Annotated in this window: 20 protein-coding genes; 7 read left to right on the top strand and 13 right to left on the bottom strand. The window is 69.5% G+C overall.

Features of this window, described 5'->3' with window-relative positions; genetic code table 11:
• Window positions 1-62: 62 nt before the first annotated feature.
• Window positions 63-1,724 (bottom strand): bifunctional 3'-5' exonuclease/DNA polymerase, encoded by a 1,662-nt coding sequence (locus ACGFJ7_RS25965; RefSeq protein WP_360259680.1) that lies wholly within the window; start codon window positions 1,722-1,724, stop codon window positions 63-65.
• Between the two features lie 62 nt (window positions 1,725-1,786).
• Here ACGFJ7_RS25965 and ACGFJ7_RS25960 point away from each other — a divergent pair, with 62 nt between their 5' ends.
• Window positions 1,787-2,653, top strand: a complete 867-nt coding sequence (locus tag ACGFJ7_RS25960) for an NAD(P)-dependent oxidoreductase (protein WP_392644223.1) — start codon at window positions 1,787-1,789, stop codon at window positions 2,651-2,653.
• On the opposite strand, the gene mgrA is transcribed toward ACGFJ7_RS25960, so the two are convergent.
• The gene (mgrA, locus tag ACGFJ7_RS25955) at window positions 2,650-3,681 is read right to left on the bottom strand and encodes an L-glyceraldehyde 3-phosphate reductase (RefSeq protein ID WP_392644221.1); all 1,032 of its coding nucleotides are present in this window, start codon (window positions 3,679-3,681) and stop codon (window positions 2,650-2,652) included. The genes ACGFJ7_RS25960 and mgrA overlap by 4 nt on opposite strands.
• 77 nt (window positions 3,682-3,758) lie before the next feature.
• On the opposite strand from mgrA, the gene ACGFJ7_RS25950 reads away from it, so the two are divergent.
• The 5 genes from ACGFJ7_RS25950 to ACGFJ7_RS25930 all read left to right on the top strand — a co-directional run bounded on the left by ACGFJ7_RS25950 (window position 3,759) and on the right by ACGFJ7_RS25930 (window position 7,737).
• Window positions 3,759-4,625, top strand: coding sequence for a LysR family transcriptional regulator (locus ACGFJ7_RS25950; RefSeq protein WP_392644219.1), 867 nt, complete (start codon window positions 3,759-3,761; stop codon window positions 4,623-4,625).
• Between the two features lie 21 nt (window positions 4,626-4,646).
• Window positions 4,647-5,210, top strand: coding sequence for an ECF RNA polymerase sigma factor SigK (gene sigK, locus ACGFJ7_RS25945; RefSeq protein WP_360259671.1), 564 nt, complete (start codon window positions 4,647-4,649; stop codon window positions 5,208-5,210).
• Complete coding sequence (locus tag ACGFJ7_RS25940; RefSeq protein WP_392644217.1) at window positions 5,207-5,932, top strand: anti-sigma factor domain-containing protein; 726 nt, start codon at window positions 5,207-5,209, stop codon at window positions 5,930-5,932. The genes sigK and ACGFJ7_RS25940 overlap by 4 nt, the downstream gene beginning before the upstream one ends.
• Window positions 5,933-6,004: 72 nt before the next feature.
• Window positions 6,005-6,505: a SigE family RNA polymerase sigma factor gene (locus tag ACGFJ7_RS25935; protein ID WP_360259666.1), complete on the top strand. Its 501-nt coding sequence runs from the start codon at window positions 6,005-6,007 to the stop codon at window positions 6,503-6,505.
• A 17-nt stretch (window positions 6,506-6,522) separates the two neighbouring features.
• Complete coding sequence (locus ACGFJ7_RS25930; RefSeq protein WP_392644215.1) at window positions 6,523-7,737, top strand: hypothetical protein; 1,215 nt, start codon at window positions 6,523-6,525, stop codon at window positions 7,735-7,737.
• Window positions 7,738-7,781: 44 nt separating this feature from the next.
• Here the strand turns inward: ACGFJ7_RS25930 and fxsT are convergent, their stop codons facing one another.
• The 5 genes from fxsT to ACGFJ7_RS25905 all read right to left on the bottom strand — a co-directional run bounded on the left by fxsT (window position 7,782) and on the right by ACGFJ7_RS25905 (window position 16,120).
• A complete protein-coding gene (gene fxsT / locus ACGFJ7_RS25925) occupies window positions 7,782-11,696 on the bottom strand; it encodes an FxSxx-COOH system tetratricopeptide repeat protein (protein WP_360259663.1) in 3,915 nt (1,304 codons plus the stop codon).
• Window positions 11,693-12,400, bottom strand: a complete 708-nt coding sequence (locus tag ACGFJ7_RS25920; RefSeq protein ID WP_360259661.1) for a TIR-like protein FxsC — start codon at window positions 12,398-12,400, stop codon at window positions 11,693-11,695. Before ACGFJ7_RS25920 ends, fxsT begins: the two co-directional genes overlap by 4 nt.
• A gap of 64 nt (window positions 12,401-12,464) precedes the next feature.
• Window positions 12,465-13,607 carry an FxsC protein gene (gene fsxC, locus ACGFJ7_RS25915; RefSeq protein ID WP_392644212.1) on the bottom strand — a complete coding sequence of 381 codons (1,143 nt, stop codon included), beginning with the start codon at window positions 13,605-13,607 and terminating at the stop codon, window positions 12,465-12,467.
• Between the two features lie 402 nt (window positions 13,608-14,009).
• Window positions 14,010-15,380, bottom strand: a complete 1,371-nt coding sequence (locus ACGFJ7_RS25910; protein ID WP_392644210.1) for an FAD-binding oxidoreductase — start codon at window positions 15,378-15,380, stop codon at window positions 14,010-14,012.
• Window positions 15,377-16,120, bottom strand: a complete 744-nt coding sequence (locus ACGFJ7_RS25905; protein ID WP_392644209.1) for an SDR family NAD(P)-dependent oxidoreductase — start codon at window positions 16,118-16,120, stop codon at window positions 15,377-15,379. The genes ACGFJ7_RS25910 and ACGFJ7_RS25905 overlap by 4 nt, the downstream gene beginning before the upstream one ends.
• 38 nt (window positions 16,121-16,158) lie before the next feature.
• On the opposite strand from ACGFJ7_RS25905, the gene ACGFJ7_RS25900 reads away from it, so the two are divergent.
• Window positions 16,159-17,061 (top strand): cupin domain-containing protein, encoded by a 903-nt coding sequence (locus tag ACGFJ7_RS25900; RefSeq protein WP_392644207.1) that lies wholly within the window; start codon window positions 16,159-16,161, stop codon window positions 17,059-17,061.
• On the opposite strand, the gene ACGFJ7_RS25895 is transcribed toward ACGFJ7_RS25900, so the two are convergent.
• Genes ACGFJ7_RS25895 through ACGFJ7_RS25870 form a run of 6 tightly spaced genes read right to left on the bottom strand, consistent with a single transcriptional unit; the run spans window position 17,054 to window position 23,621 of the window.
• Window positions 17,054-17,986: a carbohydrate ABC transporter permease gene (locus ACGFJ7_RS25895; protein WP_360259650.1), complete on the bottom strand. Its 933-nt coding sequence runs from the start codon at window positions 17,984-17,986 to the stop codon at window positions 17,054-17,056. The two genes, ACGFJ7_RS25900 and ACGFJ7_RS25895, sit on opposite strands and share 8 nt — an antisense overlap.
• A gap of 10 nt (window positions 17,987-17,996) precedes the next feature.
• Window positions 17,997-18,902 (bottom strand): sugar ABC transporter permease, encoded by a 906-nt coding sequence (locus ACGFJ7_RS25890; protein WP_360259648.1) that lies wholly within the window; start codon window positions 18,900-18,902, stop codon window positions 17,997-17,999.
• A gap of 30 nt (window positions 18,903-18,932) precedes the next feature.
• Window positions 18,933-20,372: an N-acetylglucosamine/diacetylchitobiose ABC transporter substrate-binding protein gene (gene ngcE / locus ACGFJ7_RS25885; RefSeq protein WP_360259645.1), complete on the bottom strand. Its 1,440-nt coding sequence runs from the start codon at window positions 20,370-20,372 to the stop codon at window positions 18,933-18,935.
• Window positions 20,373-20,398: 26 nt separating this feature from the next.
• Window positions 20,399-21,292, bottom strand: a complete 894-nt coding sequence (locus ACGFJ7_RS25880; RefSeq protein WP_360259643.1) for a carbohydrate ABC transporter permease — start codon at window positions 21,290-21,292, stop codon at window positions 20,399-20,401.
• The gene (locus ACGFJ7_RS25875) at window positions 21,292-22,254 is read right to left on the bottom strand and encodes a sugar ABC transporter permease (protein ID WP_360259641.1); all 963 of its coding nucleotides are present in this window, start codon (window positions 22,252-22,254) and stop codon (window positions 21,292-21,294) included. The genes ACGFJ7_RS25880 and ACGFJ7_RS25875 overlap by 1 nt, the downstream gene beginning before the upstream one ends.
• Window positions 22,255-22,310: 56 nt before the next feature.
• The gene (locus tag ACGFJ7_RS25870; RefSeq protein ID WP_360259638.1) at window positions 22,311-23,621 is read right to left on the bottom strand and encodes an extracellular solute-binding protein; all 1,311 of its coding nucleotides are present in this window, start codon (window positions 23,619-23,621) and stop codon (window positions 22,311-22,313) included.
• Window positions 23,622-23,635: the final 14 nt, after the last annotated feature.

Here is a 23,635-nt window from a genome sequence, read left to right as displayed (position 1 = left end):
GTGGCGGGGATCACTCCCCGTTGCAGCGCCTCTCGCTTCGGTCCACCCAAGTTACCGCAATCTCACTTGGCGTCGGCGTACGCGCCAACTGTTGAGACGTCGAGCGGGAAGCGCACCGTCGTGTCCCCGAAAAGCATCCGGCCCGCCTTGGCGGCGCTGTCGTGGACGGCGGCGACCACCTGGTCCGCCTCCTCGGCGGGGCAATGCACGACCACTTCATCGTGCACGAAAAGCACGAGCTCGGCCCGGGTTCCCTCCAAAGCCGTACGCAAAGTGGCCAGCAGTACCAGCGCCCACTCGGCTGCGGTGGCCTGCACGACGAAGTTGCGCGTGAAGCGCCCGCGCGCCCGCCCGGACGCGCCGCTCAGCGGCTGCTCGGTCTCTGGCGGGTCCAGCCCGGCGTCGTCGCCCCAGGTCGCTGACGAGGGCGGGCAGGTCCGGCCCAGCCAGGAGCGGACCAGGCCACCGGCCTCGCCCGTACGGGCGGCGGCCTCCACGTAGTCGAAGGCGACCGGGTAGTGCTTGCGCAGCACGGCCAGGGCGGGGATCGCGTTGCCGCCGGTCTGGCCGTACATGGCGCCGATCAGCGCCACCTTGGCCTTGGCCCGGTCACCGTCGAACGAGGCCGCGGCCAGCGCCGCGTAGAGATCGTGTCCGGCCCCGGCCTCGGCGAACCGCCGGTCGCCGGACATCGCGGCCAGCACCCGCGGCTCGAGCTGACCGGCGTCGGCCACCACGAACCGCCAGCCCGGATCGGCGATCACGGCCCGGCGCACCACTTTCGGCACCTGGAGGGCGCCGCCGCCCCGGGTGGCCCAGCGGCCGGAGACGACGCCGCCCGGCACGTACTCCGGGCGGAAGCGGCCGTCGGTGACCCACTGGTCGAGCCACGACCAGCCGTGCGCGGTCCAGATGCGGTAGAGCTCCTTGTATTCCAGCAGGGGCTTCACGGCCGGGTGCTCGACCTGGCGCACCACCCAGGCCCGGGTGTTGGGGATGTCGACGCCGGCCCGGGCGAACGCCTTGACCACCTCGGCCGGCGAGTCGGGGTGGAGACCCCGGACGCCGAAGGCCGCGTTGATCTCGGCGGTCAGCTCGGCCAGGCGGCGCGGCGGCCCGACCGCCTGGGGCGGGCCCAGCAGCTCGCGCAGCAGCTCGTCGTGCACGTCGGCCCGCCAGGGCAGGCCGGCGTGGCCCATCTCGGCCCCGACCAGGGAGCCGGCCGACTCGGCGGCCACGAGCAGCCGGAAGCGGCCCGGGTGTTCGGTTGTCGCGACCCGGCGCACCTGATCGGCGTACACCTGGGAAATGGTCTCGAGAACGTCGAATCCGGGCGCCGGGGGCCCGCCCAAGGTCTCGAACAGGGCGACCTGGGCCAGACCGGGCGGATCGGGCAGGCGCGGCGGTGGATCGGGTGGGACGGGCAGACCGTGCAGGCGGGCCCGCGCCGCGGCGAGCGAGCGGGGAGCGCCCCACTGGCCGGCGTGGCCGAGCAGCAGCGTCTCGGTGAGCTCCAGATCGTGGCAGCGGGCGACCCGGACCCCGGCTTTGAGCAGGCCCGGATAGAACTCGGCGGTGGACGGCCAGACCCAGCGCGGCCCGTCGGCGGCCTCCCGCGCGGCGATCGCGGCCGGCAGGTCGGCGGCGCGGACCGGCGGACCGGCGGGTGATCCGTCGGCCCGCAGCTCCTGAAGGAACCCCGACGGGTCCACCGCTACCAGCATGTGGCCATTCTCGCGAAGGGGTACGACAGTTTTCGCCGCGGGCGAGCGGGAAGATGATGCGCATGACAGAGACCCTCACCGTCAGCGTTCTCGGCACCGGCATCATGGGCGCCGCCATGGCCCGCAATCTGGTCAAGAACGGTTTCACCGTACGGGTGTGGAACCGCACCCCGGAGCGGGCGCAACCCCTCGCGGCCGACGGGGCGCGGGTCGTGACCACCGTCGAGGAGGCCGTGCGCGGGGCCGACGTCGTCCTGACCATGCTCTTCGACGGGGCGGCCGTGCGCGAGGTGATGCGCGAGGCGCAGCTCGCGCTCTCCGAGGGCCAGATCTGGGTGCAGTCGACAACGGTCAGCCTGGACGACGTCGACGAGTTCGCCGGTTATGCGGCGTCCCACGGCCTCGTCTACTACGACGCCCCCGTGCTGGGCACCCGGCAGCCGGCCGAGGCGGGCCAGCTGACGGTGCTGGCGGCCGGCCCCGCTGACAAAAGGGACGACATCGCGCCGGTGTTGGACGCGGTCGGCGCGAAAACCGTGTGGCTGGACAAACCGGGCGAGGGAACCCGTTTGAAGCTGGTCGCCAACAGCTGGGTGCTGGCCCTGACCCACGCCGGCGGCGAGGTGCTGGCCCTGTCCGAGGCGCTGCACGTCGACTTCGGCAAGTTTCTCGAGCTGATCCAGGGCGGCCCGCTCGACAACGGCTACCTGCGGGCCAAGACCGGCCTCGTCCGCGAGGGCAACCTGACGCCGGCCAGCTTCGCGGTGAGCACGGCCGGCAAGGACGCGCGGCTCATCGTCGAGGCCGGCCGGCGTCACGGCGTACGGCTGGACCTGGCCGAAGCCGGCGCCGAACGTTTCCGCCGGGCCGAGGAGCAGGGGCATGGGGACGCGGACATGGCCGCGTCCTACCACGCGTCCTTCTCTTAGACCTCGCTGCTGCGCGCCCAGAGGTTGATGCCCGACTCGGTGGCGTACTTGTCGATCTCGGCCAGCTCGCCGTCGGTGAACGTCGTGTTCCCCAGGGACGCGACGTTCGCCTCGAGCTGGGCCACGCTGCTCGCGCCGAGCACCACCGAGGTCATCCGAGAGTCCCGCAGCGACCAGGCGATCGCCATCTGGGCCAGGCTCTGACCGCGGCGCTGGGCGATCTCGTTCAGCGCCCGGATCTTGCCCAGGTTGTCGTCGCTCAGCAGGTCGGTCGAGAGCGACTTGTGCTCGGCGGCCCTGCTGTTCGAAGGGACGCCGTCCAGGTAGCGGTCGGTGAGCATGCCCTGGGCCAGCGGCGAGAAGGCGATGCAGCCGGCGCCCACCTCCCGCAGCGTGTCGAGCAGGCCGCCCTCGATCCAGCGGTTCAGCATCGAGTACGACGGCTGGTGGATCAGCAACGGCGTGCCCAGGTCACGCAGGATCGCGGCCGCCTCGGCGGTCTTCTCCGGCGAGTACGACGAGATGCCCACGTAGAGCGCCTTGCCGGCCCGCACGGCGGCGTCGAGCGCGCCCATCGTCTCCTCGAGCGGCGTCTCCGGGTCGAAGCGGTGCGAGTAGAAGATGTCGACGTACTCCAGGCCCATCCGCTTGAGCGACTGGTCCAGCGACGCCGTCACGTACTTGCGGGAGCCCCACTCGCCGTACGGTCCGGGCCACATGTCGTACCCGGCCTTGGTCGAGACGACCAGCTCGTCGCGGTACGGGCGGAAGTCCTCGGCCAGCAGGCGCCCGAAGTTGAGCTCGGCCGACCCGTACGGCGGACCGTAGTTGTTGGCCAGGTCGAAGTGGGTGATGCCGAGGTCGAAGGCCCGGCGCAGGATGGCCCGCTGGGTCTCCAGGGGCTTGTCGTCGCCGAAGTTGTGCCACAGACCGAGCGAGACGGCGGGCAGCTTGAGCCCGGAACGCCCGGTCCGGCGGTACTCCATGGTGTCGTAACGGTCGCCTTCGGCGGTGTAGCTGGTTGGCATGTCCCCACCCTCGTCCCTCGGTGATCAAAGGTCCAACAGAAGAAAGCGCTCGGATTCAGCACCTAGACTGCTCAATCATGGAGTTGCGGCACCTGGAGTACTTCGTCGCGGTGGCCGAGGAACGCCACTTCACCCGGGCCGCCGAGCGGATGCGGGTGGCGCAGTCCGGCCTCTCGGCCTCGATCAAGGCGCTCGAGCGCGAGCTGGACGCCGAGCTGTTCGTCCGGCACACCCGCCGCGTGCGGCTCACCGACGCCGGGCGCGCCCTGCTGACCGAGGCGAATCGTACGCTGGCCAGCGCGGCCGCGGCCCGGGAAGCGGTGGCCGCGGTGCGCGGGCTGCTGCGCGGCAGCCTCGCGGTCGGCACCGAGCAGTGCCTCGGGGTGATCGATCCGCCACCGCTGCTGGCGTCGTTCCGCCGCGCCCATCCGGGGGTGGAGATCAGCCTGCGCTACGCCGGTTCCGGGCACATCGTCGAGGAGATCCGGCAGGGGCGCCTCAACGTCGGATTCGTCGCGCTTCCCGGTGCCGCTCCCGAGGGCGTACGGCTGGAACCGCTGGCCACCGAGGAGATGTTGCTCCTCGCCCACCCGGACCACGTACCGGCCGGCCTCGATCCCGCGGCCCTGGCCGGGGCGGACTTCGTCGACTTCAGCCCCGACTGGGGCGCCCGCAAGGTCAACCACCAGTTGTTCGCCCGGCACGGCGTGGACCGGCGCGTCTCGGTCGAAGTGAACGACGTCCACACGTTGCTGGACTTCGTCCACCAGGGGCTGGGGATCGCCGTCGTGCCGGCGCCGGTGACCCGCAAGCCGCACGCCTCGGGCCTGCACGTGGCCCGGCTCGCCGCCGGTGCGTCCTGGCAGGTGTCGGTGGCCCTGCCCGCGTCGGCGCCGCCCGGGCCGGCGGCCGGGGAGCTGTTGCGCATGATCTCCTCGCTCTAGGCTCCCCGTGAGGGGGCGCGGATGGTGACGCCGGTGCTGGACATCGAGGCGCTGCTGGCGCGGGTGGCGCGGGGCGACGAGAAGGCCTTCGCCCGGCTGTACGACGTGGTCGCGCCGCGGGTGTTCGGGCTGGTCCGGCGGGTGCTGCGGGACGTGTCGCAGGCCGAGGAGGTCGCGCAGGAGGTGCTGGTCGAGGTGTGGCGGCGGGCTCCCCAGTTCGATCCGGGGCGGGGGACCCCGACGGCGTGGATCTTCACGATCGCGCACCGGCGGGCGGTCGACCGGGCCCGCTCCGAGCGGGCGGCGGCCGACCGGACCGTCCGGGCCGGCATCGCGGCGGTCGACACCCCGTACGACGCGGTGGCCGACGAGGTCGCGGTGCGCCTGGAACGCCGGCAGGTGCGGCACTGCCTGGACGAGCTGACCGGCCTCCAGCGGCAGGCGGTCACCCTCGCGTATTTCCAGGGCCACACCTACCCCCAGGTGGCGGAGTTGCTGGGGGCGCCGTTGCCGACGATCAAATCGCGGATGCGCGACGGCCTGGCCCGGCTGCGCGACTGCCTGACGACGGGGGCGACGGCGTGAGGCCCGACGTGCACGCGCTCGTCGGCGCCTACGTGCTGGACGCGGTGGACGACCTCGAACGGGCCGCCTTCGAGCGGCACCTGCGCGAGTGCGCGGACTGCCGGGCCGAGGTGGACGAATTCCGCGAGGCCGCGGCCCGCCTGGCCGACACCGCCTGGTCGGTGCCGCCGCCCGCGCTACGCGCGAACATCCTCGACGCGATCACCACCACCCGGCAAGACCCGGCCGTCCCGGTCCGTGCGGTCACGCCGAAACGCCGCTTTCACCTGGTGGCCGCGGCGGCCGCGGTGGTGGCGGCCGCCGGCGTCGGCGCCGCCGTCTACGCCATTCAAGATCAGCGGGTACGGCAGGAACGGGCCGTCGCCGAAGCCGCGCGCGCCTCCGAGGCGCGTGTCCGCGCGATCCTGGCCGCCCCCGACCTGCAGGTGCGGGAACAGACGCTGACCAGCGGCGGGCGGGTGACAGTGGCGTCGTCGAAACTGACCGACGCCGGCGTGATCATGCTGGCCGCCACCTCGGCGCCGGGCGAGGGACGCGTCTATCAACTGTGGACCATCCACGACGACGACCCGGCCTCGGCCGGTGCGCTCGGCGAGGGCCAGGCGGCCACCGTGCGGATCGTCCAGGGCCTGCCGGCGTCGAGCGCGGTGGGCGTGACGATCGAGAACGCGCCCGGGGCCACGACGCCGACCACGCCGCTCGACGCCCTCGTACAACTTTGATTTTCTTTGCTCCCGGACCAACCGATCCCCTCGATCCGCCGTCGGATACACAGGACACCGACAGGAGCGGGAATGCCGAAGAGAACGGACAGCGACTACCTGGCGTTCGTGCACGGCCGGGTCAAAGCGCTGCGGCGCACGGCCTACCTGCTCTGCGGTGACTCGCATCAGGCCGACGACCTCGTGCAGGAGACCCTGACCAAGCTCTACACACGATGGCCCGGCATCGGCCACGTGGAGAACGTCGACGCCTACGTGAACACCATGCTCGTGCGGGTCTTCCTCGACGAGCGCCGCCGCGGCTGGTGGAAGGTCGCCCTGCTCGACTGGCTACCGGACCGGGCTCCGGCCGTCGTGGCGCCGGTCGACGACCAGTCAGTCGTCCGGACCGCGCTGATGGAGTTGCCGCCGCGGCAGCGGGCCGTCGTGGTGCTGCGCTACCTCTGCGATCTGCCGGTCAAGGACGTCGCCCACCACCTGGGCTGCTCCGAGGGGACCGTGAAGAGCCAGTGCGCGCACGCCCTGGACAAGCTACGCCTCGCATTCGACTCAGCCGCCCTGGACCGGCTATGAACCGTGGAGAGAAAGACATGACCGAGGACAACCGGGCGGTACGGATTCTGCGCACGATCCCGGACGAGCCGCCGGCGCCGTCCGGGATCGACATCCCCCGGACGATGGCCGAGGGCCGCCGCCGGCGCCGGGTGCGCCGCTGGTCCGGCGGGGTGGCGCTGGCCGCGGTGACCGCCGTGGCGGCGGGCGGCGGAACGGTGTCGGTGGCCGCCCTGCGCGACGACCCCGAGCCGGTGGTCTCCGCGGCGCCGTCGGCAGCGGCGGTGCCGGTGCCGGTGCCGCGGGACTGCACGGTGAAGCTGCTGCCCACCGGCGACGTCAAGAAGGCCATCGTCAGCGGTGGCGACCCGAGCGGCCACTACCTGACCGGGCGCGTCTATCCGGCCCGGCTGAAGTCCTACTCGGTCATCTGGAAGGACGGCGTCCTCCAGCCCCGCCCGGCGATGCCCGGCCAGGAGGGGGCGTGGGGCGACATCAACTCGGCCGGCGTCGCCGTCGGCTACAGCTTCGACGAGGCGGAAAGACAGCAGGCGTACACCTCCACGGGTGCCAGCGTGACCCGGCTGCCCGGCGGCCGGGCCGTGGCGTCCGGCATCGACGAGGCCGGCCGGATCGTCGGCACGCTGGGCGATCCGGACAACGGCATCCCGGCCACCTGGGCGTCACCGACGGCCGCCCCGGTGCGGCTGACGCTGCCGGCCGGCTTCGTCACCGGTGAGGGGAAGGGCATCGACGAGGACGGCACGATCGTCGGCACCGTCGCCCGAGAGAACGGCGAGAGCACCGGCTATCTGTGGCGCCCCGACGGTTCGGGCCGTCTCATGCCGATGCCCACTGTGGACGGCGGGCAGGCGACCCTGTTCTGGCCGGAGTCCATCAGCAACGGCTGGGTCTACGGCCGGGCGGTCCGCGACATCATCGGGAGGAGCGGCGGCCGCAGCTTCGCCTCGTACCGCTACGACATCGCCGCCGGCCGGTACGAGAAACTGCCCATCCCGCTCGGCCCGCCGGCGGTCGGCGCCGCCAACGGCTGGGTGCTGGCCACCACGGGCGACTTCAAGCCGGTCATCATCGCCGGCCGCAAGGTGGTCACGCTCCCCGGATTCACCAAGATGCGCGAGTACGTGACCACCACCCTCAGCGCCGACGGCAAGACAGCCGGCGGTTACACCACCGACACGACCGCCACCGAGCCGGTGGCCAACCGCCCTCTCATGTGGACCTGCCGGTGAACGTCGGGTACACCGACACGAGGAACCGCGGCCGAGATCAAGGTCTAAACCGGGAACGGCGCGATGTCCTGGTCGACACGCTGCCACTCACGCGCCGCGATCGTTCGGGGGTGGTTGGAGCCCAGGGCGGCATCGAACGTCTTCAGCGCCTCGTCCCGGTTGCGGTTCGCGGTGCCCGGGTCGGCCTCGCGATGGCTCACCGCCCAGTTGATCATCGCCACGGCCACGGTCGGGTGGGCGTCCTTGAAGACCCGGCGCGCCCGCTGAAGAACGCCGGCGTCAGTCTCCTGGGCCAGGTGGCGCGTTCCGTCCGCGAACTGAGCGTTGGCCAAGGTGATCATCGCCGCGAGAGTGTAGGTGTGACCGGGACGAAAGACGTCGTCGAGAACCACGAACGTGCGCTCGGCCAGCGTCAGCGCTTTCGCCGCGTCGCCCGTCAGCCGCCGGAAGACGGCCAGGTCGTTTCCGGCGGCCATGGTGTCGGGGTGCTGCTCGCCCCGGGTGGCACGGAAGTCGGCGTAGACCTCTTCGGCGACCTCGCGGGCCTCCTTGACCCGGCCCTGCGCCCAGCGCACGTCCGCCTGTTCCAGGCGCCCGGTGAGGGTCACCCGGTTGTAGCGCCCGAGGACCTCGGTAGCCCGCCGGACCATGTCGTCGATGACCTCCGCGGCCTTCGCCACCTCGTTCAGCCGGCGCAGAGCGACCGAGTAGGTGGTGGCCACGCGAAGCGTGCGCCAGTGGCTCTCTCCGTGATCGGCGCGCGTCACCTCGTACGCCTCCTCGAGGAGGTTCCGCGCCGGCACCAGGTCGCCCAGTTCGATCAGGTCGGTACCCAGATTCTCCTGCGAACTCATGGTGTAGAGATGGCGCGGCCCGAGAACCTCGCGGCGGCGGCGCAGCGTGTCGCGGTCCCGCTCGGCCGCATCCTCGAAGTTGCCGACGAAGCGCAGTGACACGCCCAGGTTACTGGCCGCGTTCAGGGTCTCGGGGTGATTGTCGCCGTACGCCTCACGGAGGCCTTTGAGGGTCTGCTCGTCGAGGCTTACGGCCTTCTCGTACTCGCCGCGGGCGCGGAGATCCGCGCCGAAGCTCATGGCGGTCGAGAGCGTGTACGGATCGTTGTCGCCCGCGACCCGGCGGAGCCGTTCGAGGCTGTCGGCGTTCATGTCGTACGCCTCGGCCTCGTGGCCCTGCTCGCGCAGGACGACGGCGAGAGTGCGCTTGAGCCGCAGCAACCACAGGTCGTCGACGCCGAAGCTGGGCAGCCACTCCTTCAGCGCCGCCTCGGCCAGCTCCCGCGATCCCTCGAAGTCACCGCGCACGTAGAGGTAACGCGACATGTCGATGACGAGCTGACGCGTCTCGGGCCGGTCGGAGGTGAGCGCACCGCTCGGCTCCAGGTGCGGGCGGATGGCCTCGTAGGCCTCGCGGTTCTCGAAATTGTCCGGGTTTCCCCGGTCCGCTTCTGCCAGCACGCTCTGGATTTCCCTCCTGCGCTCGTCCTGGTCGGAAGGGGACAACCGCGACCGGACGATATCCTGAGTGAGCCGATGCACCACGATGCCACGCCTTCCCGGAGCCGGTTTCCCTTCGTTCGTGCCTGCGTCCACCCTCGCGAGCCCCAGGCGGCCGATGTCCTGGATGAGCGACCCGTGTCGGGCCGGGTCGTACATCCGCGGGTCGATCGGCGCCAGAAGCGCGGTCAGTTGTTTGTTGCTAATCATGCGATAAGGGATGACTTCGGGCGCCATAAATGCGAGAAGTTCGATGAGGCGGGTGGCGGCCGGGCTGGTCTGGCTGAGTCGCTCGTAGGCCACGCCGACGGTGGAGGCCACGGTCTGGTTGTACGTGGCGGGCGCGCTCTCGCTCATCGCCGCCGCCGCGCCGCGGTCGAGCAGGTCGAGGTAGTCCGACACCGACATGGCCGTGCTGCCCAGCCAGCCGCCGGCCTGTTCAAGGGCCAGCGGGAGGTCGCCCAGCCGGCCGGCGAGCTGGTCGGCGTCCGCCGGGCCCAGGTTCTCCACCCGACGGCCCAGCAGCTCGATGCTCTCGGCCCGTTTGAACACCCCGACGTCGACCGCGTCGAGCTCGTTCGCCCACTGCGGGTTGCGCGAGGTCACCAGGACGTGGCCCGGGCCGGACGGGACGAGGCCCTCCAGATCGGCCGGCGCGTCGGCGTTGTCCAGCACCACCAGCCACCGGCGCACCGGGACGGCCCGCTTCAGCGCCTCCATGACCGCGGCGACCTGTTCCTCGACCGTGCCGCCGGGCAGGGACAGCTTGGTCGCGATCTCGGCCAGGCCGATCCGGACCCGGCTGGGCTGCGCGGCCGAGATCCACCAGATGCCGTCGTAGCTGGCGGCGAACCGGTAGACGTACTCCAAGGCCGTCTGCGTCTTGCCGACACCGGGCAGGCCGGTCAACGCCAGCCGGGCGCCGCTCGGCTCGCTGCCGACCAGGCGATTGCGGATGTCCTCGATGACGCCGCCCCGGCCCGAGAAGCGGGGGTTACGGGTGAGGCTGACCTGGAAGTACGGCGGCAGGTCGGCCGGGTAGCGCACCTCGCCCACCTCCGCCCCGCCGGTGGACACCGCGGACGCGTCGAGCGCCAGAACCGACGAGACCGTCTCCAGGACGCGGTCCTCGCTGGTGCCCATGGCGTCGACCAGCATGCGCGGCGGTACCCGGCCGTCCAGCGGCGTCGCGTCGACCCGGAGTACCGCGAGCAGGCTGTCGTTGTTCTGCGTGGTGCTGTCGCGAACGGTCCGCAGCAACCGTAGGCCGCCCTCGCGGGCGATCAGGTCGCGCGAGAAGATCACGACCAGATGGTCGAGAGCGTCGAGGTCCGGTACGGATTCCCGGATGCTCTGCAGGATGACGCGGTTGGCAGTGCCTCGCAGGCGGTCGCTGAGCCACTCGGCCCAGATCCGGTCGAGCGGCGCGTAGGCCACCACGATCGTCCGTTTCTGGTGAGGAACGGACTGCTCGAAGGCGCGCAGCACCCGGTTGCGGTCGGCTTCCGGGATGGCCACCGCCCGGCACTCACGACCGGCGATCCGCGACGCCAGATTGGTGTACGGGCTGAGCAGCGGGCCGTTGAGACGCGGCATGTCCCCGAAAACGGCCAAAATCTCTTCATATGCGTAATAAGGGATGTACGGAACTTCGATGCTGTTCCAGTATTCGTCCGCGGACTGAGTGCCCAGGAAACCGAGGTAGGGCTCGAAGCTGCGCCGGGAGAACATCCGGCCGCGCTCGAGCTTCGCCATCTCACCGTCCTCGATGCGGGTCGGCAGCGGCAACACCGTGATGTCCGACGCGTGCTTGAGGATCGACGCGGTGATGGCCACCGCGCCGTTGACGCTCTGCGTGTTCAGCGTGAAGCAGTTGACCACCGTGTCCGGCAGATGCACGGTGCAGATCCCGCCCGTGTCGCTTGTGCCGGTACGACTGTCGATCAGCACGAAGTCGTAGTTGCGCGCCATGTCCTCGCGCAGAGCGTTGAGCAGGCGGGGCCCGTGGTGCAACCGCCAGAACGAGTCCCAGTCGAAGGTGCTGACCGCCTCGGTGTATCCCAGGTCCTGCCGGCCCGCGGGCACGAAGTCGAGCAGACCACCGCGCGGGAACTCCCACTCCAGGGAGGCGGCGTACTCGTGGATCTGCACCGTGGCCCGCGCCGGATCCAGCGTGTCCTCGAGCCGGAAGTTGAACTCGGTGTGCTGGCGGATGAGGTCGAGAATGCCCTCGGAGTTGCGCAGATTCTTGTCCCGCAGGAAGGGGTGGAAATAGCGGTGCAGGCCGGGCGACTCAAGGTCCCAGTCGATGGCCAGCACCTTGTACCCGTTCATCGCGAGCAGCCACGCGACGTTGGCGAGCGCCATCGTCCGCCCGGTACCGCCCTTGTAGCTGTAGAAGGTGATGATCCGGCCGGCTGGGCCGTTGTCGGCGCTGACACTCATCGGGGGTCCTCGGGGAGGTTGGTGTTGAGGATGGGGCGGTCGACGCGGGACGACCGGCGGTTGCCGGCGGGGGCCTTCACGTCCCGGCCCCCGTTCGGGGTCCGGGCCTCGGGCACGGTGGGGAACGCGGAAGCGATGTCGTCGAAGCTCGGCCGGCCCGGTTCCGGGGCCAACGGCGCGGTCTCGCCGAGCTCGAACACCCGCTGGGCCAGCTTCTGCACGAAAGCCTTGTAGTCGTCCGCGTACCGGCCCTCACGGATCAGGGCGCGGAGCTTGACCTCGTCGTACGTGGCGCCGAGGTCTCTGTCCTTGAACTGGTACGGCTGGGCGATCGGCGGCGGCGTCATCGGCACCCACAGCAGGGGAATGATCAGCGCGCTCTCCGAGCCGGGCCGGGCGCCGCGGGCGAGCCGCGCGGAGAACACGGCCCATTCCTTGCCGCACGCCGGGCTGCGGAAGTAACCGGGGCTCATGATCGGGATGAAGACCTGGGCCGTGCTGAGATTGTCGACAAGCGACTCGGACCAGCGCTGACCGAGCTTGAGCAGGGCGTCGCAGAAGCCGGCGGTCTCGGCCCGGCTGCCGGCGAACATCAGCACGTCATGGTTCAGATCCCGGTAGAACCGGTCGACGTGGTAGTTGTCCTCGCCGGGATCATGCGCATAGCTGATGAAGAAGAACGGCGGCGCGACTGACGATCCCACGTGCCTTCTCCCGAGGACGATTGATCGTAAGTAATCGATCACTCAGTGTACTTTCCCTGCGCCATCACGGACCACGGAGGATGGGCCGTTCGACCACCGGCCCGCTGTTCTCACCGGGCTCGGCCCCACTGCGGAACAGACGGTTGCGGGCTTCCTCGAGGACGCCGGCCAGGTCGGCGTCGAACGCCTCGGCCGTGCTGAGATCGCTGTGCAGGCGGCCCTGCGCCTGCCGCCAACTCTCCTGGAACGTCCGGCGTAACCCGAAGCGGAGCTCGGCGAGGTTGTCCATCGACTCCCGGTCGGCCCGGCTGGCCGGAACCAGCACGACAGTGTCACCGAGTCCACGGCGATCGATCTCGGCGAGGATGTGCCGGTAGGCGTCGAGCTGGGTGATCCACCAGTCACAGAGGATGACCACGATCTCGTGGGCGGCGCGGGCACGTTCGATACGGTCGACGACGTCGTCGAGCGCCGCCACCTCACCTCGCAGCGCTTGATCGGCCGCCAGCAGGCGGGCCCGGCTGGCCAGCGATCCCGGCACGTCCGGCCGGTAGGGCGCCCAGTCCCCGGCCTCGGCGCCGTAATAGGAGAGGTCGTCGCGGACCTCGTCCATCTCCTGGCGGGACGCGGCCGCGATGATGATGTGCACCCGGAGGTCCACGATGGACGCCGAGAAGATGTTGGGCACCCTCGCGAAATCCGTGACCGGTTCGCTCGCCGGGGCCGGGGCGGCCTCACCGGCGGCGACGACCCGGCGCGCGAGCTGGCCGAGGAACGACTCGTACTCGGATCTGAGGCCACGCAGGCGAACCAGCTGTCGCAGTCCTCGCGAGGTGCCCTCCGGCACGACCAGCGGGACATCCAGGAATTCCGGCATCGCCGCGTCGGCCGACCAGGCGACCGGGATGACCGCCGCCCGGTCGTCGCCCGCCTTGAACCGGCTCGTGAAGATCTCCCACTGCCGCCCGCAGGTCGCGTTGCGGAAATACCGCGGCGACGTCAGCGCGACGAAGACATCGCACGAGGCCAGGCGTAAGAGCATGTCGGCCGGAAGGGCGGTGTCCCGGTTGCCGACCGTACCGAGGAAGGAAAGATCAGCGCCGTGGTCGGAGCTCAGGGCCGAGACCTGGCCGCGGAGATCGTCGAAGAACTGCCGAACATACGGATCGTCGTCGCCGGCGGCCGAACTCAAAAAGAAATTCGGCACTATAGACCCCCGGCTTCCTGACGACGCCTGGACCGCCCTAGCGTAACGACTACACCACGCAGCGCGAAAGAGCAGCGTGAGTCGCGCTCGATCATCTGAAGCCTCTTTCGCCGGTCACCGGGTCGACAAGCGTGGCGGGTGGAGAATCGCCAGCGCGGTTGCCGAGCATGCGGGTCTCGGCGGCCCCTCGGCGGACCAGGTCGGCCGAGGGACCCGACCAGGCTAGTGGTAGCGCCAGCGGGACTCAATCGCGAAGAGAGCACACCTTCGAAGGTTGCTCAACGGCGCAAGTCGCACGCGGGCCAAAGATCCTGTTCGGACCGGCGCGTCGCGCCGGTCTCCGCGGTGCCCGCCCCTCCGGGGTCTTGCTGCCCGACGTCCCCCGACCGAAGTACGGCCAGGTCAGCCGACGACCTTGCCCGGGTTGAAGATGTTCAGTGGATCGAGGGTCTGCTTGATGGCCACCTGCATGGCCAGGACTTCCGGGGCGAGTTCCTGCTTCATGCCGTCGCGCTTCAGCAGGCCCACGCCGTGTTCGCCGGTCACTGTGCCGCCCATGGCTATGGCGGCTGTCAGCATGTCTTCGAAAGCGGCCTGAGCGGCGCGGCGGGCCTCGTCGTCGCCGGCGGGGGCGAGGATCAAAGGGTGCAGGTTGCCGTCCCCGGCGTGGGCGATGGTGGCGATCGTGGCCCCGTGGCGGGTGGCGATCTCCTCGATGGCGGCCAGCATGGCCGGGACCTTCGAGCGGGGTACGCACACGTCCTCGGTCAGCACCGGGCTCAGGCGCTCCAGCGCGGGGTAGGCCAGGCGCCGGGCCGCGAACAGGGCCTCGGCCTCGAACTCGTCGGTGGACTGCTCGGCCCACATCGCGCCGGCCTCCTGGAAGACGGCGGCCACCGCCGCGGCCTCCTCGTCGCCGGCCGCGCCCGGGCTGTCGAGTTGAGCCAGGAGCAGGGCGGCGGCGTCGGCCGACAGGCCCAGGTGCTTCCACTCCTCCACCGCGCGCAGGCAGGTCCGGTCCAGCAGTTCGAGCGCGGCCGGCAGCAGGCCGGACCGGGTCAGGGCGGCCACCGCCGAACCCGCGGCGACCACGCTGTCGAAGGCGCCGACGACCGTGCGGGGCGCCTCGCGGCGGGCCGGGCGCAGCCGCAGCGTGATCTCGGTGATGATGCCGAAGGTGCCCTCGGAGCCGGTGAACAGGGCGGCCAGGTCGTAACCGCTGACGCCCTTCGTGGTGCGATGACCGAGGCGGACGACAGTGCCGTAGTCCCCCGCCGGGCCGCCCACCACCGCTTCCAGGCCGAGCACGTAGTCGCGGGTGACCCCGTATTTCAGGCAGCAGAGGCCACCCGCGTTGGTGGCGACGTTGCCGCCGATGGTGGACCAGGGCGCGCTGGCCGGGTCGGGCGGGTACCAGAGGCCGTGCGCCGCGACCGCCTTCTTCAGGTCGTCGTTGACGACGCCCGGCTGCACGGTCGCCGTCATGTTCTCGGCGTCGATCTCGACGATCCGGTTCATCTTCGACAGGTCGACGACCATGGCGCCGTCGACCGCGTTGGCGCCGCCGGAGAGTCCGGTGCCGGCCCCGCGCGCGACGATCGGAATGCCGCGCTCCGCGCAGGCCGCCACCACCCGGCGTACCTCATCGGTGGTTCGGGGGCGGACGGCCGCGACCGGCTTGCCGTAGGGCGCCCACTCGGCGTCGTCGTGGGCGAGGCTTTCCAGCACGTCCACGTCGTCGACGACATCGATCCCGTTGAGCAGATCTTTCACCCCTGCGACCTTACGCGCGTGGTCAGCTCCTCGCTCTCGGTCCACAGCTCGGTCCGCCGCCCGTCGCGGACCCGCGCGGGCACGGTCAGCGGCTTCGCCGACGGCCCATAGAAGCCGGAGGCGAACCGAGGACCGATTGCCAGTCGTACGGGTCTTCGCGCGGCCGATTCCGGTGACGCGCCGATCCGCTGCTGGAGTGCGTCCATCACCCACCGCAGCGCGGCCGGAACACCGGTCGCGTCCCGGAACACCCGCGTCGCCACCAGGCCCGGGTAGACGCAGGCCACCGAGAGCGAGGGGTGCCGGGCCGCCAGCTCCACCGCGTACAGGTCGTTGGCGAACTGGGTGCGACCGGCGACCCCCATCCCCCACGTGCGGTTCGCGCTCGTGTCCCGATAGCGGCCCGCACTGGCCACCAGGACCACGCGCCCGTCCGGCGGCAGCAGCGGAAGCAGCCGGCCGATCAGCAGAAAGCGGGAAAGATAATTGAGCACGTACGCCCGTTCCAGCCCCTCCCCGGTCAGAGCCGCGCGCATCGTGAACACGCCGGCGCAGCAGACGATCGCGTCGAGCCGGTCATGGCTCGCGGCGATCTCCTCGGCGGCCTGTGACGTCTGCTCGAGTGAGGAGAGGTCGGCCCGGATCCGCCCGTGGCGGCCGACCGTCAGGGCCCGCTCCCCCAGCCGCGCGGCCACCGCGCCGCCGATTCCCGTCGAGCCCGTCACCAGTATCTTCGTCATGCCTCGACGCTAGGAAGGGCCGGGGCGACAATCCATGTGTGCCCGTCCCGCAGACCCCATCGGACGTCCTGGGCGCGATCCTGCGCGAGGTCCGCTTCACCACCGCCGCCTACCGCTGGCTGGAGATGAGCGGCCCGTTCCGGCTCGTCTTCGACCGGCCGGGGCTGCGCGGCGTCCACCTGATCACCGGCGGCGCCTGCGAGCTGGCGCTGGCCGGCGAGGTCGTCGCGTTGAGCGCGGGCGACACGGTCATCCTGCCCCAGGGCGACGATCACGAATTGAGGTACGGGTCCGCACCCGCCACCTCCGGCTTCGAGCTCGCGGCGCGGGCGCAGGGGGTGCGGCTGCGCCACGGCACGGACGGGCCTCGCACCACGATCGTCTGCGGGGCCTTCGTCGCGGGCGAGCCCGGCCATCCGGCGCTGAGCGGGCTGCCGCGGGTGATCCTGGTTCCGGCGTCCGAGAGACGGTGGCTGACGCCCTACGTCGAGGCGCTGCGGCAGGAGGCGTTCGACGCCGGGCCGGGCAGTGACGTCGTCATGGCCCGGCTGTCCGACGCGATGATCGCGCGGGCCATCCGCCGGCACGGCGAGGTCACCGAGCGTCCGGGGTGGCTGGCCGGGCTGCGCGACCCGCATCTGGCGGCGGCGCTCGGCGCGATGCACAGCCAGCCGGCCCGCCCGTGGACGCTCGCGTCGCTGGCGGCCACGGCGCGGCTGTCCCGGACGGCGTTCGCGGCCCGGTTCTCGGCCGCCGTGGGTGAGCCGCCCGTCCACTATCTGCGGGCGCTGCGCCTGCACAAGGCGCGGCTCCTGCTGCGAGACGAGCGGCTCACTGTGGCCGCGGTGGCGGCCCGGGTCGGCTACTCCTCGGAGTTCGCGTTCGCGGCGGCGTTTCGGCGCGCGTACGGCGTACCCCCGGGAATCTGGCGTTCTATTTGACCGCGCCGGCGGTGAGGCCGGCCTGGATCTGCCGCTGGAAGATCGCGTAGACGATGATCATGGGCAGGATGGAGAGGACGAGCGCGGCGAACAGCGTCGACCACTCCGCGTGATAGCCGGCCGAGGTGCTGATGTTCGCGATGCCCTGAGTGAGCAGGTACTTCGACTCGGCGCCGGGACCGGTCATGATCACGACCGGTAGCAGGTACTGGTTCCACTGGCCGACGATGTTGAAGATCGTGATGCTGACCAGGCCGGACTTGGCCATCGGCATCATGATCTGGAAGAACTTGCGGGTGTGCGAGGCGCCGTCGACAGTGGCCGCCTCCTCGATCTCGTACGGCAGGGTCTTGAAGAACGCCGCGAGGAAGAAGACGGTGAACGGCAGCGAGTAGGCGATGTAGACCAGGACCAGACCGGTGTACGAGCCCAGCAGCCCCATGCTCTTGAGGATGTAGAACAGCGGCGCCAGCGCCATGAAGGTCGGGAACGCCAGGCCCGAGACGAACAGGTAGTAGATGAACCGGTTGCCCCAGAAGCGGTACCGGGCCAGCACGTACGCGGCCATCGAACCGAACAGCATCGTGCCGGCCGTACTGATGATCACGACGATGACGCTGTTGAGGAAGTAGCGCCCGATGTGCGCCTCGCCCCAGGCGTCGAAGTACGTCTGGAACGAGAAGTGGTCGGGCAGCGCGAACGGCTTGCCCAGGAAGATCTCGGTGTTGCTCTTGAAGGAGGCCAGCAGCACCCAGATCAGCGGGCCGGCGGTCACCAGCGCCCAGGCGAACAGGGCGATGTGGGCCAGGCCGGTGAACGCGCTGACGTCGCGCTTCTTGTCGGGCTTGCGGCCGGCGCTCTTGGGCGTCGGCGAGACGGGGGCCGGCGCGGCGTCGGTGCCGGGGGTACTGGTCAGGTTCGTCATCTCGTCCGCCTCAGGCTTCGACGGAATCGCGGCGGGTGACCCTCAGGGTCAGCGCGGCGAAGGTCAGGGTCAGGAAGAACAGGACCACGCCCAGCGCGGAGGCGTAGCCGGCCTGCGAGAATTCGAAGGCGTTGCGGTAGATCATCAGGCTGAGCACCGACGAGGCGCCGTTCGGGCCGCCGCGGTCCACGGTCATGATGTTGACCAGGGCGAAGGCGTCGAACGCGGCGATGCCCAGGTAGACCCAGGCGACCTGCACGGTGTTCCACAGCAGCGGGATCGTGATCCGGAAGAACAGGGTGATGCGGGTGGCGCCGTCGAGCGCGGCCGCCTCGTAGATCTCGGCCGGGATCGAGCCCATGCCGGCCGAGAAGAGCACGACGTAGAAGCCGACCGCCTGCCAGATCAGCACGATCAGGATGCAGAGCATCGCGTACCGCTCGTCGGCCAGGAACAGCCAGGGTTTCCAGTCGTCCGGGAACAGGCCGTTGAGCATGCCGCTCTTGTCCGGCCCGAAGACCCGGCCGAAGATCACCGCGACGATGGCCAGGGCCAGCAGCTGCGGGAAGAAGAAGATGACCCGGTAGACCTTGGAGCCCCAGACGCCACGGGTGGCGCCGCCCTTGTGGCCGCCGCCCACGTTGAGCAGGAAGGCGAAGACCAGGGCCAGGATGATCGTGACGATCGGCAGCAGGATGAGCAGGAAGAGGTTGTGCCGGATCGACTTCCAGAACAGCTCGTCGTGCCACAGCTTCGTGAAGTTGTCGAAGCCGACGTACTCGATCGGGCCGAGCCCCGACCAGTTGCTCAACGACAACTGGAAGGTCTGGATGTACGCCGCCACCACAAAGGTGCAGTAGAGCGCCACCGGCACGATAAGGAAGCCGATGATGAATGGGTACTTGCCGCGTCGCATGGCGCCCTACCTACTTTTTGTTACCGAAGATCAGCTACGGGTGAACTTGGTGATGGAGGAGTCCTTGGCCACGGCCTGGGACGCCTTCTCCATCCGGTCGCAGAACTTCTGCGCGTCGCCGCCCTTGAACATGAGGTCGTTGACGGCGCCGCGGGACTCGTCGTCGAGCTTCTTGTACCAGGTGTCGAACAGGTAGCCCATGAAGATGTCCTTGCCGGCCTTGGTGACCGCGTCGTTGGCGCTGGTCAGACCGGGCGAGATGGTGACACCGTCGGAGGCGCCCGCCACCACCGTAAGCGACTTCGTGAGCTTAGTGAAGCCCAGCGCCGCCTCCTTGGAGAGCATCGTCCGCAGGTACTCCTTGCCACCCTGCGGGTTCTTGCCCTTGGCCGCCGCGAAGTAGATCTCGCCGGCCGCGGCGTTGATCGCCGTCGCCGGAAGCTTGTCCGAGGTGGTCACGCTCGGGTACGCCGCGATGGCGTACTCGAAACCGGGCGGGGTGTCCTTGGCCTGCTCGTTCTCGAGCCACGAGCCGCAGGGGTAGAACGCGACCTTGTCCTGGTCCTGCTGGAGCTGGACCTCGGTGTGCTTGAGGCCGAGGAAGGTCTTGTTGATGTACTTGTTGCCGATCTCGCCCCAGGCCTGGGCGGCCTTCTTGATGGCGTCGTTCTGCCAGGCGCCTTCCTTGAGGTTGTCGATGTCCTTGAGGACCTGCTCGGTGCCGATCTTGGCGGCGCTGGTGAGCAGCGCCCGGACCATGTAGTACGACGCGTTGGCGCCCGCGTAGCCGAACGGCGTGATGCCGGCCGCCTTGATCTTGTCGAGCAGCGCCGTGAAGTCGGTCCAGGTGGTGGGGATGGTCCAGTTGTTCTTCTCGAACAGCTTCTTGTTGTACCAGAGGCCGAAGACGGTGTACGAGTAGTTCACCGCGAACGGCTTGCCGTCGTAGCTGCCCTGCTCGATCGCGCCCGGCACCAGGGTCTCGCCCACGGTCTTGCCCGGCACGTCCAGCGACGGCGCCGCGAACAGGTCGGTCAGGTCGGCGGCCTGGCCGGCCTTGACGATGGCGCCGAAGTCCATCAGGTTCGAGCCCGAGTTGTTGATCATGTCCGGCGGGTTGCCAGCGTTGATCCGGGGCTGGATGACTGTCGAGATCTGCTCGGTCGCCGAGTAGGTGATCTTGGCGTCCGGCCACTTCTTGTTGAACAGCGGGGTGTCCACGTCGGTGGCGTACGCCGTACCGAGACCGCCGTTGAAGATCACGATCTCCACGCCGGCCTTGGTGTCGATGCCGAGCGGGTTGTCAGCCGACTTGGTGCCGGTGGCCTGCTCGGAGTCGCTGTCGTCCGAGCCACCGCCGACACAGGCGCTGAGCAGGCCGACGGCGGGGGTCGCGAGCAGGCCGACGGCGGCGGCGCGACGCAGCAGCGTACGGCGGTCCAGCTCGGGCTTGGCGAAAATATCGGTCACAACATCTCCTCAGGTTGTGTTTGTGATCAGCCCTTGACCGCGCCGGCCGTGAGACCGGTGGCGATATTGCGCTGGATGATCAGGAAGAAGATCACCACCGGGATCGAGGTGATGATCGCACCGGCCATGAGGGGGCCCCAGGCGGTACCGCGGGTCGTCTGGTTCTGCAGCAGCCAGGCCATCAGGTTCTGCTTGTCCGGGCTGTTGAGCGTGTTGATGATGATGAATTCGTTCCAGGCCTGGATGAATCCGTAGACGCTGGTGGCCACCAGGCCGGGTCCGGTCAGCGGGAGGATGATGCGCCAGAAGACCTGGGCCCGGGTACAGCCGTCGATCAGCGCGGCCTCGTCGAGCTCCCGCGGGATGCCCGAGATGAAGCCGCGGAGTGTCCACACGGTGTACGGCAGGATCAGCACAAGGTAGGTGATGCTCACACCGATCAGGCTGTTGGTCAACTTGGCCTGCTGGAGCATCAGGAACAGCGGGATGAGCAACGAGATGAACGGGATCAGCTGCACCACGAGGATGACCAGGATGATCGACTTGCGGCCGTAGAACTTGAACCGGGCGATCGACAGCGCGGCCAGGAAGCCCACGACCAGCGCTCCGGCCACCGCCAGCAGCGTGATGATCACGCCGTTGAGCATGTTCTCGAGGAACAGCGGCGCGTTGAACGCGGACCGGAAGTTGTCGAAGGTCGGGCTCTTCGGCAGGAGCGTCGGCTCCAGCGACAGAACCTCGTTGGCCGGCTTGAACGCGGTGTTGAGCACCCAGTAGACCGGGAACAGCATGAAGATCGAGAACAGGATGCCGGCGGTGTTGGCGGCGATCGTGCCGGCCCGGCTGCGGCCGACGGTGAGCACGCCGTCGTCGGCGCTCTTCGCGCGTCTTCTCTTCACCACGGGTGCGACGGCGACCATCACTCCACCTCACCGATCTTGAACATCTGGCGGATGTAGAAGACCATCACGCCGAGCATCAGAATCACGGTGATCACCGCGATGGCCGAGCCCAGGCTGTACCGGGACTGCCCGAAGGCTTGCGTGTACGAATACGTCGCCAGAGTCTGGTACGACGGCTCCGGGTGCCCGTCACGCAGCACCCACGCCTGCGTGAAGAGCCCGAAGTTCCAGATCACCGAGAGCGTCGTGACGATAGTGATCAAGGGTTTCAAGATCGGCAGGATGATGTTGCGCAGGGATTGCCAGGGCGTCGCGCCGTCCATCGTCGCCGCCTCAAGCAGCTCCTTGGGCACCTGCGTGAGGCCGGCGTTCAGGGTGATGGCCAGGAACGGGATGCCGGCCCAGATCACCAGCGTGGTGATCACCGACCAGCCCTGCCACGGGTTCACGAACCAGCTGTGGTTCGCGTAGTCCACGCCCGGGATCTTGTCGATCAGGTAGTTCACGACGCCGAAGTCGGAGTCGGTCATCCACCGGAAGATCTGCGCGGCGACCAGCTGCGGCAGCGCCCAGACGAACATCATGGCGACGACCATGAACAGCCGTACCCCCCGCGTCACCCGCCGCATCAGCAGAGCGATGGCCAGGCCGAAGACCACCGAGATCACGACCGAGACGACCGTGAAGGCGACCGTACGGCCCACGACGCCCCAGAACACGCCGTCCGTGAGCACCTTGGTGTAGTTGTCGAAGCCCACCCACGGCGGCGTGGCGCCGCTGAACAGCTCGCGCAACCGCATGTTCTGGAAGGAGAGGACCACCATCCGGACCAGCGGGTAGCCGAGCAGCCCGGCCAGCAGCACCAGAGCCGGAATCGCCAGCAGCCAAGGGGTTTTATCCGACTTGCGGGTTTTTCCCGACGCCGGCCGAATCGGAGCTGGAGCAGCCGGGCGGGTCGCCGGTGATTCGACGACGGACATCAGCGGTTCCCTTCAGGGAGGGGCGGTGCTGCCCCTACGGGCAGCACCGCGAGGCCTCAGCTCTCGTTGAGCGTCGCGTTGATCTGGTCGTCGGCCCACTTGGCGCCGTCGGCCACCGACTTCTTGCCGGTCAGGATGTCGGTGAGCATGGTCTGCAGCACCGCGCCCTTCTCGACGTCAGCCCACTTCTCGGCGTTCGGCGTGAACCAGCTGTCCTTGGCCGCCTGCGCGGCCGGCGCCAGCGACGGGTTGTCGGCCGCCGCCTTGTCCAGCAGCGCGGTCGAGTTCGGCAGCGCGTTCGCCTTGATCAGGCCGGCCATCGACTGGCTGTCGGTGAAGGCCTTGATCCACTGGGCCGCCAGCTCCTTGTTCTGGCTCTTCTCGGCCACACCGAGGTTCGAGCCGCCCAGGAACGACGGAACCTCCGGCATGGCCGCGGTGGCCAGCTTGCCCTTGACCTTGGTCGGCACCAGCGGCGAGTTCTCGTCGTTGGGGTCCTTCTTGACCTCCTCGGCCGAGCCCTGCTCCCACGCGTTGCCGTAGAACATGCCCGAGGTGCCCTGCGCGAAGATGCCGGCCTGCTCGTTCTCGTTCTTGGTGGGGTCGGCCTTCGAGTACTTCTTGACCATGTCGACCCAGCGCTGCAGGCCCTCGATCGACGCCGGCTGCGAGAGCTGGCCGACCCACTTGTCGCCGTCCTGCTTGGCGATGTCGCCGCCGGTCGACTTGACCCAGCTCATCGCCGCGTACCAGTACTGGCCCGGCATGTAGACGGCGCCGAACTTCGGGTCCGACTTCTTCAGGGTCTGAAGCTTGTCGGCGGCCGAGAGGAACTCCTCGTACGTCTTGGGGGCGGCGGTGACGCCGGCCTCCTTGAACAGGTCGGTGCGGTAGATCAGCAGGCGCGCGCCGGCGTAGTAGGGCACGCAGTAGGTCTTGCCCTCGAAGTCACAGGCGCCCTTGAGACCGGCCAGCCAGGTGCCCGAGTTCTCGTAGTCGGACGGGTTGATCGCGGCGAAGCCGCCGCTGAAGACGTACTTGGGGAACTCGCTGTTGCCGAGTTCGATCACGTCCGGGACGTCGGTGCCGGCCAGCGTGGCGTCCAGCTTGGTGAGGTGGTTGGCCCACTGCTGGTACTCGACGTTGACCTGGGCCCCGGTGGCCTCGGTGAAGCGCTTGCTCGCGTTGTCGACGACGTCTTTCCACGCCGTCTGGGCGTCGACCATCAGCCAGACCTTGAGGGTCTTGCCGGCACCGTCGACCTTGCCCGATGCGGAAGTAGTAGGTGCATCTTCGTTGGAGCCGCAGGCGGCGGCGCCGAGCAGCGTCGCAGCGAGTGCCGCGGCGACCGCGATCTTGCGCTTCACGCTTCCTCCAGAGG

Origin of the sequence: Actinoplanes sp. NPDC048988 (assembly GCF_043197815.1) — a bacterium.
Taxonomy (GTDB): Bacteria; Actinomycetota; Actinomycetes; order Mycobacteriales; family Micromonosporaceae; genus Actinoplanes.
Note: the sequence above shows the minus strand (reverse complement) of the source record. Positions and strands in the feature narration are given on the sequence as shown.

Bases quoted from the DNA above. Each gene is read 5' to 3' on its own strand.
- ACGFJ7_RS25880 (WP_360259643.1), bottom strand. From the start codon at position 21,292: ATGGTCGCCGTCGCACCCGTGGTGAAGAGAAGACGCGCGAAGAGCGCC.
- ACGFJ7_RS25935 (WP_360259666.1), top strand. From the start codon at position 6,005: ATGCCGAAGAGAACGGACAGCGACTACCTGGCGTTCGTGCACGGCCGG.
- ACGFJ7_RS25965 (WP_360259680.1), bottom strand. From the start codon at position 1,724: ATGCTGGTAGCGGTGGACCCGTCGGGGTTCCTTCAGGAGCTGCGGGCC.
- ACGFJ7_RS25890 (WP_360259648.1), bottom strand. From the start codon at position 18,902: ATGCGACGCGGCAAGTACCCATTCATCATCGGCTTCCTTATCGTGCCG.
- ACGFJ7_RS25875 (WP_360259641.1), bottom strand. From the start codon at position 22,254: ATGTCCGTCGTCGAATCACCGGCGACCCGCCCGGCTGCTCCAGCTCCG.
- mgrA (WP_392644221.1), bottom strand. From the start codon at position 3,681: ATGCCAACCAGCTACACCGCCGAAGGCGACCGTTACGACACCATGGAG.
- fxsT (WP_360259663.1), bottom strand. From the start codon at position 11,696: ATGAGTGTCAGCGCCGACAACGGCCCAGCCGGCCGGATCATCACCTTC.
- ACGFJ7_RS25895 (WP_360259650.1), bottom strand. From the start codon at position 17,986: ATGACGAACCTGACCAGTACCCCCGGCACCGACGCCGCGCCGGCCCCC.
- sigK (WP_360259671.1), top strand. From the start codon at position 4,647: ATGGTGACGCCGGTGCTGGACATCGAGGCGCTGCTGGCGCGGGTGGCG.
- ACGFJ7_RS25930 (WP_392644215.1), top strand. From the start codon at position 6,523: ATGACCGAGGACAACCGGGCGGTACGGATTCTGCGCACGATCCCGGAC.
- ACGFJ7_RS25950 (WP_392644219.1), top strand. From the start codon at position 3,759: ATGGAGTTGCGGCACCTGGAGTACTTCGTCGCGGTGGCCGAGGAACGC.
- ACGFJ7_RS25905 (WP_392644209.1), bottom strand. From the start codon at position 16,120: ATGACGAAGATACTGGTGACGGGCTCGACGGGAATCGGCGGCGCGGTG.
- ACGFJ7_RS25960 (WP_392644223.1), top strand. From the start codon at position 1,787: ATGACAGAGACCCTCACCGTCAGCGTTCTCGGCACCGGCATCATGGGC.